This is a genomic window from Sandaracinobacteroides sp. (assembly GCF_057137845.1).
Genome location: NZ_DBNHFX010000082.1, coordinates 1 through 10,979, shown reverse-complemented (window position 1 = coordinate 10,979; position 10,979 = coordinate 1). Strand labels below are relative to the sequence as shown.

Annotated in this window: 12 protein-coding genes; 11 read left to right on the top strand and 1 reads right to left on the bottom strand. The window is 64.3% G+C overall.

Going from position 1 to position 10,979, the window contains the following annotated elements; all coding sequences use genetic code 11:
- The first annotated feature begins 90 nt into the window (after nt 1-90).
- The 11 genes from coxB (at nt 91) to AC16JP_RS04135 (ending at nt 10,670) form a co-directional block, all read left to right on the top strand.
- Complete coding sequence (gene coxB, locus AC16JP_RS04185) at nt 91-1,215, top strand: cytochrome c oxidase subunit II (RefSeq protein WP_484339346.1); 1,125 nt, start codon at nt 91-93, stop codon at nt 1,213-1,215.
- Nucleotides 1,216-1,228: 13 nt separating this feature from the next.
- Entirely contained in the window at nt 1,229-2,905 is a 1,677-nt protein-coding gene (ctaD, locus tag AC16JP_RS04180) for a cytochrome c oxidase subunit I (RefSeq protein ID WP_484339345.1), read from the top strand.
- 73 nt (nt 2,906-2,978) lie between these two features.
- Nucleotides 2,979-3,875: a heme o synthase gene (gene cyoE / locus AC16JP_RS04175; RefSeq protein ID WP_484339347.1), complete on the top strand. Its 897-nt coding sequence runs from the start codon at nt 2,979-2,981 to the stop codon at nt 3,873-3,875.
- Nucleotides 3,872-4,003 carry a hypothetical protein gene (locus AC16JP_RS04170; RefSeq protein WP_484339344.1) on the top strand — a complete coding sequence of 44 codons (132 nt, stop codon included), beginning with the start codon at nt 3,872-3,874 and terminating at the stop codon, nt 4,001-4,003. The genes cyoE and AC16JP_RS04170 overlap by 4 nt, the downstream gene beginning before the upstream one ends.
- Nucleotides 4,000-4,614 carry a cytochrome c oxidase assembly protein gene (locus AC16JP_RS04165; RefSeq protein ID WP_484339343.1) on the top strand — a complete coding sequence of 205 codons (615 nt, stop codon included), beginning with the start codon at nt 4,000-4,002 and terminating at the stop codon, nt 4,612-4,614. The genes AC16JP_RS04170 and AC16JP_RS04165 overlap by 4 nt, the downstream gene beginning before the upstream one ends.
- A gap of 63 nt (nt 4,615-4,677) precedes the next feature.
- A complete protein-coding gene (locus tag AC16JP_RS04160; RefSeq protein WP_484339342.1) occupies nt 4,678-5,514 on the top strand; it encodes a cytochrome c oxidase subunit 3 in 837 nt (278 codons plus the stop codon).
- 86 nt (nt 5,515-5,600) lie between these two features.
- Nucleotides 5,601-6,161, top strand: a complete 561-nt coding sequence (locus tag AC16JP_RS04155) for an SURF1 family protein (protein ID WP_484339341.1) — start codon at nt 5,601-5,603, stop codon at nt 6,159-6,161.
- A gap of 10 nt (nt 6,162-6,171) precedes the next feature.
- On the top strand, nt 6,172-7,557 hold the full coding sequence (gene thrC / locus AC16JP_RS04150) for a threonine synthase (protein WP_484339340.1): 1,386 nt from the start codon (nt 6,172-6,174) through the stop codon (nt 7,555-7,557).
- Nucleotides 7,554-8,786, top strand: a complete 1,233-nt coding sequence (locus AC16JP_RS04145; protein ID WP_484339339.1) for a M16 family metallopeptidase — start codon at nt 7,554-7,556, stop codon at nt 8,784-8,786. The genes thrC and AC16JP_RS04145 overlap by 4 nt, the downstream gene beginning before the upstream one ends.
- Nucleotides 8,786-9,649 carry a class I SAM-dependent methyltransferase gene (locus AC16JP_RS04140; RefSeq protein ID WP_484339338.1) on the top strand — a complete coding sequence of 288 codons (864 nt, stop codon included), beginning with the start codon at nt 8,786-8,788 and terminating at the stop codon, nt 9,647-9,649. Before AC16JP_RS04145 ends, AC16JP_RS04140 begins: the two co-directional genes overlap by 1 nt.
- 100 nt (nt 9,650-9,749) lie before the next feature.
- Nucleotides 9,750-10,670: an SAM-dependent methyltransferase gene (locus tag AC16JP_RS04135; RefSeq protein WP_484339337.1), complete on the top strand. Its 921-nt coding sequence runs from the start codon at nt 9,750-9,752 to the stop codon at nt 10,668-10,670.
- A 10-nt stretch (nt 10,671-10,680) separates the two neighbouring features.
- Here the strand turns inward: AC16JP_RS04135 and AC16JP_RS04130 are convergent.
- Nucleotides 10,681-10,979 (bottom strand): M23 family metallopeptidase (locus AC16JP_RS04130; protein WP_484339336.1); only part of this gene is annotated, 299 nt, incomplete at its 5' end.

Genomic DNA, 10,979 nt, shown 5'->3' with positions numbered 1-10,979 from the left:
GACAAATTGGCAAGGCAATGCTTGTCGGCAAGGCGCTCGCTCGTTAGAACAGGAATGCTGACACGAATCCCCGGGGATAAGGACAAGGGAATGATCAACGGATTGGCAAGGGGCTTCAGGGGCCTTGTGATTGCCACTGCACTGGCTTTTGCCGGCAACGCCATCGCGCAGGAAGCGCCCGCTGTTGCTCCACCGCCTGTCGCCGCTGCTGCCACTGCTGTTGCCGGTGCTGTTAGCGGTGCCGCGAACGCCGCATCGGCGGCTGTCGAAGACGCTGCCGCAACCCATGCGCAGGCGCAGACCGACGCGCTGGCGGGCTACACCCGCATGGCGCCGACGCCCGACATCGGCCAGCCGATCCCGCGCGGCATTCACGTTCCCGATCAGGTTACGCCGGTTGGCCATGAAGCACGCTTCATGCTGGATTACATGCTGAATCCCATCATTCTGGCCATCACCGCCCTCGTGCTGGCGCTGATGCTGTGGGTGATGGTGCGCTATCGGTCCGGTGCGGTCGAAAAGGCCAGCACCACCTCGCACAACTTCGGCCTGGAAGTGGCATGGACGCTGCTCCCGGCGCTGACGCTGGTGGTCATCGCCTTCCCCAGCTTCCGCCTGCTCGCCAGCCAGTACAACACGCCAAAGGCCGACATCACCCTGAAGGTGACAGGCCACCAGTGGTACTGGAGCTATGAATACCCCGACTTCGGAGACATCAGCTTCGACTCGGTCATGCTGACCGACGAGGAAGCCGCCAAGGCCGGCGATCCGCGCCTTCTCGATGTGGATAACCGGATCGTCGTTCCGGCCGGCAAGGTGGTGAAGGTTCTCGTCACCGGCGCCGACGTCATCCACAGCTTCGCCGTGCCCAGCTTCTGGGTGAAGATCGACGCCATCCCCGGCAAGATCAACGAGACATGGTTCAAGGTCGATCGTCCGGGCGTCTATTATGGCCAGTGCTCGGAACTGTGCGGCACCAAGCACGGTTTCATGCCGATCGCCGTCGAAGTCCTTCCGGAGGAAGACTTCCGCCGCTGGGTCCGCATGAAGCAAAAGGAAGACGGTATCGAGCCGACCGGCCCGGGCATCGCCGTCGAGAAGACCGCGCTGACGCCAGCGCAGGTCGTCGGCGTCGTCCGCGACGCCATTGCGCCCGCCGCTCCCGCTACCACGACTGAAGCGCCCGCTGCCCCTGCCGCAGCGCCGGCTGCCTGAGAAGGACGACCAGATGGCTACCGTCGCAGAACCGCACAACCTTCACGCGCATGACGATCATGCCCATGAAGACCACGACCACAAGCCGGCCTTCTTTGCCCGCTGGTTCCTGTCCACCAACCACAAGGACATCGGAACGCTGTATCTGATCTTCGCGATCTTTGCCGGCGTGGTCGGTGGCGCGATTTCCGGCGTCATGCGCTGGGAACTCGCCAATCCCGGCATGCAGATCCTGCCCTGGTTCACCTCGGGCAACATCGATGCGGCCTACCATCTGTGGAATGTGTTCATCACCGCCCACGGCCTCATCATGATCTTCTTCCTGGTCATGCCTGCGCTGATCGGCGGGTTCGGCAACTGGTTCGTGCCGCTGATGATCGGCGCGCCCGACATGGCGTTCCCGCGCCTCAACAACATCTCCTACTGGCTGACGACGGTCGCCTTCGTGCTGCTGTGCCTGTCGATGTTCGTCCCCGGCCCCGCCGGCTTCGACGGCGCCGGCACCGGCTGGACGCTCTACCCGCCGCTCTCGACCTTCGGGCATCCGGGGCCGGCGGTCGATCTGGTGATCTTCTCGTTCCACCTCGCGGGGGCTGCCTCGATCCTCGGCGCGATCAACCTCATCACCACCATCCTGAACATGCGCGCACCGGGCATGACGCTGCACAAGATGCCGCTGTTCGTCTGGGGCATTCTGGTCACTGCATTCATGCTGGTGATGGCTCTGCCGGTTCTCGCCGGTGCAGTCACCATGCTGCTGACCGACCGCAACTTCGGCACCACCTTCTTCGATCCGGCCGGAGGTGGCGATCCGGTGCTGTATCAGCACCTGTTCTGGTTCTTCGGCCACCCCGAAGTCTACATCATGATCCTGCCGGCGTTCGGCATCATCAGCCACGTCATCTCGACGTTCAGCCGCAAGCCCGTGTTCGGCTATCTCGGCATGGCCTACGCCATGATCGCGATCGGCTTCATCGGCTTCATCGTGTGGGCGCACCACATGTTCACCGTCGGCATGAGCCACAACGCCCAGATGTATTTCACCGCCGCCACGATGATCATCGCGGTGCCGACCGGCATCAAGATCTTCTCGTGGATCGCTACCATGTGGGGCGGCAAGATCAGCTTCGAAACGCCGATGCTGTGGGCGCTCGGTTTCATCTTCATGTTCGTCATCGGCGGCGTGACCGGCGTTGTCGTCGCCAACGGCGGCGTCGATACCATCATGCACGACACCTATTACGTCATTGCCCACTTCCACTATGTGCTGTCGCTGGGCGCCGTGTTCGGCCTGTTCGCCGGGTTCTACTACTGGTTCGGCAAAATGACCGGCCGCATGTACAGCGAATTCCTCGGCAAACTGCACTTCTGGCTGTTCTTCATCGGCGTGAACGTCCTGTTCTTCCCGATGCACTTCCTGGGACAGGCCGGCATGCCGCGCCGTATCCCGGACTATCCGGAAGCGTTCCACTACTGGAACCATATCGCTTCGATCGGTTACGCGATCATGGCGGTCGGCCTGGTGGTGTTCTTCATCAACGTGTTCTGGTCGCTGCTTGCCGGCAAGAAGGCGCCTGCGAACCCGTGGGGTGAAAGCGCAAACACGCTGGAGTGGACCCTGTCCTCGCCTCCGCCCTACCACCAGTTCGAGACCATTCCCGACCTGCGTGGCATGAAAACTCACTTCTGAGTTCAGGACCGAAGTGGCCGCAACCCCTCCCCTCGAAGACAAGGGCACTGCCTGCGCGCAGGCCCTTGCCTCGGTGGTCGAGCGCCCTGCCCTGCAGGCGACCGACTGGCGGGACTATTGGTCGCTGCTGAAGCCGCGCGTGATGACGCTGGTGGTATTCACCGGCGCATGCGGCCTGTGGGCGGCGCCCGGCCACCTGCAACCGTTCCTTGCGTTCGCGGCGATCCTTTGCATCGCCGTCGGCGCCGGCGCGGCCGCCGCGTTCAACCAGTGGTGGGAAGCCGACATCGACGCGATGATGCAGCGGACGGCGTGGCGCCCGCTGCCGTCCGGACGCATGGCCCCTGAGCAGGCGCTCGCCTTCGCGATCATTCTGGCAGTCGGGTCGGTTACTACGCTCGGCCTTGCTGCCAACTGGGTGGCGGCTGCCTGGCTTGCCTTCTCGATCTTTTTCTATGCTGTCATCTACACCATCTGGCTGAAGCCCAGAACGCCGCAGAACATCGTCATCGGCGGCGCTGCCGGGGCGTTCCCGCCGGTGATCGGCTGGGCTGCCGTCACCGGCGACGTGACGGCACTGCCGCTACTGCTGTTCGCCATTATCTTCGCCTGGACGCCGCCGCATTTCTGGGCGCTCGCGCTGTTCGTGCGAACGGATTACGCCCGCGCCGGAATCCCGATGCTTCCGGTCACGCACGGCATCGCGGAAACCCGCCGCCAGGTGCTGATCTACAGCCTGCTGCTGGCGGCCGTAGCGGTCGCGCCGTGGGCGCTGGGCCTCGTCGGCCCGGTGTTCGGTATCACTGCCGCGCTGCTCAGCCTGATCTTCGTTGCCCTTGCCGTGCGCGTCGCGCGCAGCAACACACAGGAACCCGCCGAAATGGCCGCTGAAAAGGCGCTGTTCAAATTCTCGCTGCTGTATCTGGCGGGGATCTTTGCTGCACTGGTCGTCGATCGGGCTGTCGCATGAACTGGACCCCGCAGGAAGAACAGGAATTTCTGGCCCGTCGCCGCCGGCGCAACATCGCCATCGGGCTGGTGCTGGGTGCGCTTGTGCTGCTGTTCTATGGCATCACCGTTGCAAGGATGGGCGGATGACCACGACCGCCGCCAACAACCGACGGACGGCGATGGTCGCTGCCGGGGTCGCCCTTGGCATGGTCGCGCTCGCCTATGCTGCGGTGCCGCTGTACCGCATCTTCTGCCAGACGACCGGGTTTGGCGGCACGCCGCAAACGGCGACAGCCGCCAGTCTGCCCAACGCAGACAAGGTTCGCGCGCTGGCCGGAAAGACGATCCGTGTCCGCTTCGACGGCAATGTCCGTAACGGGCTGCCGTGGGAATTCGCGCCTGCGCAAGGCCCGATCGAAGTCAGGATCGGTGAACAGAATATGGCCTGGTTCCGGGCAACATCGAGGGCCACCACACCGACTACGGGCAGCGCGACCTTCAATGTTTCGCCCCCGCTGGCCGGGCAGTATTTCACCAAGATCCAGTGTTTCTGTTTCTCCGAGCAGACGCTCGCCGCCGGCCAGACCGTCGAGATGCCGGTGGTCTTTTATGTCGATCCAGCGATCGTCGACGATCCGGATACAAAGAACGTCTCGGAAATCACGCTTTCCTATAGTTTCTACCCGGTCGCTCATCCGACCGCCGAGCCGGGCATTCGTGCAACCGGCAAGGCCGATATTGCCTCAGTAAAACGCTAGCAACTTGCCCTCTCCTGCTTTGGCGGGTTAGGGTTCCAAACAACAAGGGTTCAGGTGACAGACATGGCTTCCGGCAAGACCCACGATTTCCACATCCTTCCACCAAGCCCCTGGCCTCTGTTGGGCGCGCTTTCCGCCATGACCATGCTTGGCGGCTGCGTGTTCTGGTGGCACGACTTCGTCTGGGGCAAGTGGGTGGCCGCACTGGGGCTGCTCGGTGTGCTGGCAACCTTCTTCTTCTGGTTCTCGGATGTGCGCGACGAAGCAAACGCGGGTGATCACACGCCCGTCGTCCAGCTTCACCATCGCTACGGCATGATCCTGTTCATCATTTCCGAAGTGATGTTCTTTGTCGCGTGGTTCTGGGCGTTCTTCTGGGCCGCCCTGTTCCCCTCGCATGTCGATGCGGTGGGCGGTGTCTGGCCGCCGAAGGGCATCGAAGTGCTCGACCCGTTCGTGTTCCCGCTGCTGAACACCCTGATCCTGCTGCTTTCGGGCACAACCGTCACCTGGGCGCACCATGCGCTCATCAACGGCGACCGGCGCGGCTTCAAGAACGGCCTGTGGTTGACCGTTATCCTCGGCCTGCTGTTCACGACGTTGCAGGCCTATGAATATCATCATGCTGCGTTCGGCATCGCCGGCAACATCTATGGCGCAACCTTCTATATGGCGACCGGCTTCCACGGCTTCCACGTGATCATCGGCACCATCTTCCTCGCCGTGTGCCTGTGGCGCGCCTATCTTGGTGACTTTACGCCCCGCCAGCATTTCGGCTTCGAAGCTGCCGCATGGTACTGGCACTTCGTCGACGTGGTGTGGCTGTTCCTGTTCCTGACGATCTATGTCTGGGGATCGAACTTCGGCGCCGCCATCGGCGGAGAGAATCTGGCATTCTGAGCCGCCGCGCCATGCCCCCGGGGGCGAACAACACCACACAAGCCCCGGCACGAAAGCGCCGGGGCTTTCCCGTTGTGCCAACGATCATGGTGGCGCTGGCCGTGCCGATGCTGGCGGGGCTTGGTATGTGGCAGTTGCAGCGCCACACATGGAAGGAAGGGCTGCTTGCCACCTATGCGCGCAACATCGACGCGGCCGAGATCGATCTGGATGGCCACCCCTTCGATGCGGATATGCAGTTTCGCAATGTCAGCGTCACGATCCATTGCCCCGCTGCACCGTCCGTCCAGCGGGCGGGCCGGAGCCTGCGCGGGGAAGCAGGATTTTCCCACTTCCTTGCCTGCACGGCCGGTGGGCAACCGCTCGAACTGAACGCCGGCTGGAGCGCGCGGACCGGGCCGCAACCCCTGCCGGAAATCGACGCGCCCGTGCGCGGGCTGCTGCTGCAGGAGCCTGCGGGCGGCTGGCTGCTGGTCGCGCGGGATGGTGTGCCGCCGCTTGGCCCATCGCTCCCGCCCGGTCCGGATACCATCCCGAACAACCACCTGATGTATGCGATCCAGTGGTTCGCTTTTGCGCTTGTGCTGCTGCTGATCTACGGCGTCTGGCTGAAGCGCTGGCTTGCACAGCCGCCCTCGTCGGCCTAACCCGCGCCACATGCTATACCAAAGCACTCGCGGGCAGGCGCCCCGGCTCGACTTTCGTGGCGCAACGCTTGCCGGGCTTGCGACCGACGGCGGCCTGTATCTGCCAACCGAATGGCCCCACATCAGCGCCGACACGATCGAGGGGCTGGCGACGGCAAGCTACGCCGAAACGGCGTTCACCGTCATGCGCCCCTTCGTTGCAGGTGCGCTTGCCGACGCCGACCTGAAGCGCCTGATCGACGATGCCTATGGCAATTTCGGCCACGCGGCCGTCACCCCGCTCGTCCAGTTGGACCAGCGCCACTGGCTGCTCGAACTGTTTCACGGGCCGACGCTGGCGTTCAAGGATGTCGCCCTGCAACTGCTGGGCGGGCTGTTCGGCCATTTTCTGGGCAGCGCCGACCGGCTGACAATCGTTGGCGCAACCAGCGGCGACACCGGTTCCGCCGCCATCGAAGCAGTCGCCGGAAGGCCGGGCATCACCATTTTCATGCTGCATCCCGCAGGCCGCGTATCCGAGGTGCAGCGGCGGCAGATGACGACGGTGAGCGCACCCAACGTCCACAATATCGCCGTCGACGGCAGCTTCGATGATTGCCAGGCGCTGGTAAAATCGCTGTTCAACGATGCGCAGTTCCGTGCGGAAATGCAGCTTTCGGCCGTAAACAGCATCAACTGGGCACGGCTGCTGGCGCAGATCGTTTATTATGTGCATGCTGGCGCGCGGCTTGGCGCGCCCCACCGCCCGGTTTCCTTTGCGGTGCCGACAGGAAATTTCGGCGATGTGTTTGCCGGATACTGCGCAACGCAGATGGGCCTGCCTGTCGGCAAGCTGCTGGTTGCCACCAACGTCAACGATATTCTGGCCCGCGCGCTGAACGAAGGGGACTATTCGGTCGGCACCGTCTCGCCGACAGCGACGCCGTCGATGGATATTCAGGTCAGCTCCAATTTCGAGCGCCTGCTGTTCGACTTGAACCAGCGCGACGGCAAGGCGCTGGCTGACGTGATGCAGGCGTTCGAAGCAGGCGGCCGGCTGGTGCTGACGCCTGGACAGCGCGAACAGGCGTCACGGCTGTTTCTGGCCCAGCGCGTCGATGAAACGGCGATGATGCAGGCGCTGGCCTTCGCCAACAGCGAATGCGGGCAGTTGATCGACCCGCACACGGGCGTCGGCCTTGCAGCAGCACGCGCACGCACCGGCGATATGCCCGGCCCGATCGTCACGCTGGCGACGGCGCACCCGGCCAAGTTCCCCGACGCAGTGGAACGCGCAACCGGCACGCGGCCCAGCCTGCCCCGGCGCGTTGCACACCTCTTTGATCGTGAAGAACGCTATGAACGGCTGGCAGCCGACGCCGGCCTTCTGAAGGCGCACATCCGGGCGCGCGCATGAGCCACCGTCTCACACGCTTGGATAATGGCCTGACCATCGTCACGCTTGCCATGCCGGGCATCGAAACGGCTGCGGTTTCGCTGAACGCCGATGTTGGCGCGCGCAACGAAAATGAAGCAGAACATGGCCTTGCGCATCTTTATGAACATATGGTGTTCAAAGGCACCGGGCAAAGATCGGCGCTCGCCATCGCTGAATCGATCGAGGATGTGGGCGGTTCGCTGAACGCCTGGACTTCGCGGGATTCCACCTGCTTCCACGCGCGCGTTCTGGCCGACGACGTGCCGCTGGCAATCGAACTGATCGCCGATCTGCTGACCGATGCATCGTTCACCGAGCAGGATCTCAGGCTCGAACGCGACGTGGTGCTGTCGGAAATCGGCGAAGCACTGGAAACACCGGACGACCTTGTGTTCGATCACCTTCAGGCGGTCGCTTTCCCGGACCAGAGCCTCGGGCGGACGATCCTCGGCACGACGGACAGCCTCTCGGTGTTGGACAGCGCGTCTCTGCGGCAGTGGCGCCATGCGCATTATCGCGCCGGCGGCCTCATCCTTTCGGCGGCGGGCAAGGTCGATCATGATCGCATCACCGAACAGGCGGCAAGGCTGTTCGGCGCGCTGCCGGCAGGGCGGCCCGGCACGATCCAGCCGGCAAGCTGGGCCGGTGGCACCCGAGGCGATACGCAGCGCAACGAACAACTGCACATCGCGCTGGGGTTTCACGGCTTCGCCCCGACCGACCCCCGCCTCGATGCCGCCCGCCTGTTTGCGATCGCGCTTGGCGGCGGCATGTCGTCGCGCCTGTTCCAGCAACTGCGCGAGGAACGCGGCCTAGCCTATTCGGTCAGCGCCTCGCACTCAATCCACGCCGATACCGGCATGTTCAACATCTATGCCGCCGCCCGCCCCAAGGACGGCCCTGCCCTTCTTGGCATGGCGCATGATATTGCCGACGAAGCCACCAGAAACCTGTCACCCGCCGAGCTGGACCGCGCGAGGGCACAGTTGAAATCCGGTGTGCTGATGGGCCTGGAGGGCTGTGCCGGACAGGCCGACTGGCTTGGCGGTTCGCTGCTTACATGGGGGCGGGTCATCGAACCGGCGGAACTGATCGCAACGATGGACCGCGTCACCGTCGACGAGGTGCGGGCCGCGGGCGCCGCCATGCTGGCAACCAGCCGGGCGCTGGCTGTCGTCGGGCCGGGTGCCGAGCGTCTGGCCGCCTGATGGCGCCGCTCGAAACGCTGATCGCGGAACCGTCAGCCGACTTCGCCCTTGTCGACAGCGGGCATGGCCGCAAGCTGGAGCGCTGCGGCGGGTTTCATTTCATCCGCCCGGAACCGCAGGCGATGTGGGCGCCGGCCACTGGCGACTGGCAGGCCGACGGCGAGTTTGTCGGCGGCGCGGATGAAGATGGCGGCGGCCGATGGCATCTTGGGCAGCGGGTGCCGCCGTCGTGGCCGATCGATCTGGCGGGCGTTCGCCTGCACGCCCAGTGCACCCCCTTTCGCCATCTGGGCTTTTTTCCCGACATGGCGCCGCACTGGGCACGGCTGGCGGCGCTTCCTGCCGGTGCAACCGTACTGAACCTGTTCGGCTATACCGGTGTCGCGTCGCTTGTGGCGGCGAAGGCCGGGGCGGAAGTAGTTCACGTCGACGCGTCGAAGAAGGCGGTGGCGCAGGCGCAGGCCAATGCCCGGCTATCGGGCCTTGCCGACAGGCCGATCCGCTGGATCACCGACGATGCCCGCAAGTTCGTCGCCCGCGAGGTGCGCCGTGGCCGTCGCTATGATGCGATCCTGCTGGACCCGCCGAAGTTCGGCCGTGGGCCGGATGGCGAAGTGTGGGATCTGCCAACCCACCTCCCGGCCCTGCTTGCGGATTGCGCCCGCCTGCTGGACGCAGACAGCAGCTTTATGGTGCTGACCACCTATGCCGTGCGCCTGTCGGCGATCGCGCTCGATGGCCTGCTGGTCCCGCTCGTCAGCCGGTTGCCCGGCCATGTACAAGCCGGAGAGATGACCCTGCGCGAGGAACGCCGGGGACTGCTGCTGCCAACCGCCATCTTCGCACGATGGGAACGTGGCTGAATCCATCCGTCGCAGCCGGGGCAGCACCTATCGCATTGCGTTGATGGCGGCCATTGCCTGTTCAGGGCGAACGTCAATTCTTCTGTCGACAAGCGGCCGGATGTCATGGCCGAAGCAGAAAGTCGCGCATATGGTCGGCCGGTCTGGCGTCGTGCTGTTGTTGTGCCTGCTGGGGGCATCGGCTCAGGCGCAGGTGCGCGCGTTCGGCACCAACCCGCACCCGCATGATCCGCTGAACGGCCCGGTTGTCGCTGATCCGCTGCACACCGGCCCGGCGGTCGGCTTCACCAGATTTGGGGCCGCCGGGGCTGCCGACGAACCGGAGTTCGGCCAGCCGGGCAAGGACGTGATCTGGATCCCCACATCCGACAGCATGGTGAGGGCAATGCTTTCAGCCGCAGGCGCCGGGCCGCGTGACCGGGTCGTCGATCTAGGTTCCGGCGATGGCCGCATACCAATCACCGCAGCGCGTGAATATGGCGCCACTGCACTTGGCATTGAATATGATCCGAAACTGGTGGCGCTTGCCCGTGCCAACGCCGCGCGCGCCGGCGTCAGCGGCAGGGCAAGTTTCGTCCGCGCCGACATCTTCGACGCCGAGTTTTCCGATGCAACGATCGTGACGATGTATCTGCTGCCCAGCCTGAACCTGAAACTTCGAAGCAGGCTGCTGGCCATGCCGCCGGGCACCCGCATCGTTTCCAACTCGTTCGGCATGGGTGAATGGCAACCGGAACGAAGCATCACTACGCCCGACGCGCAGGGCTTCCTGTGGATCGTGCCGGCGCAGGTAGCAGGCCGATGGGCGTTCGAAATGGGGAACGCCCGCTTTGCAACAGAAATCGGTCAGAAGTTTCAGATACTTACAATGGAACCCGGCAGCCCGCTGAAGAACGGCAGGCTGAACGGGCGCACAGTGCAGTTCGTGCGCGCCGACGGGCAGACGATGTCAGGCGAAGTTGGCGCGGGCCAGATGCGCGGGCCGGGCTGGATGGCGGTCAGGATCGACGACAGGCGCTGAACGGCGCCCGTCAGTTTCCTGCCGACGGCAGCGCCTTCAATCTGCCCATTTCATTCTTGAAGCGCTTCAGATCGGCGCCACCCAGTTGGCTTCCACCGGCAAACTTGGTTTCACGCGGGTTGGCGGCGACACCGTTCACCCACACCTCATAGTGGAGGTGCGGCCCGGTCGACAGGCCGGTTGTGCCCACGGCGCCGATCGTCTGCCCCTGTGCGACCTGCTGGCCATTGCGCACGCCGACCTTGCTCATGTGCGCATAGCGGGTGCGGATGCCCTTGCCATGGTCCAGCACCACGACATTGCCATAGC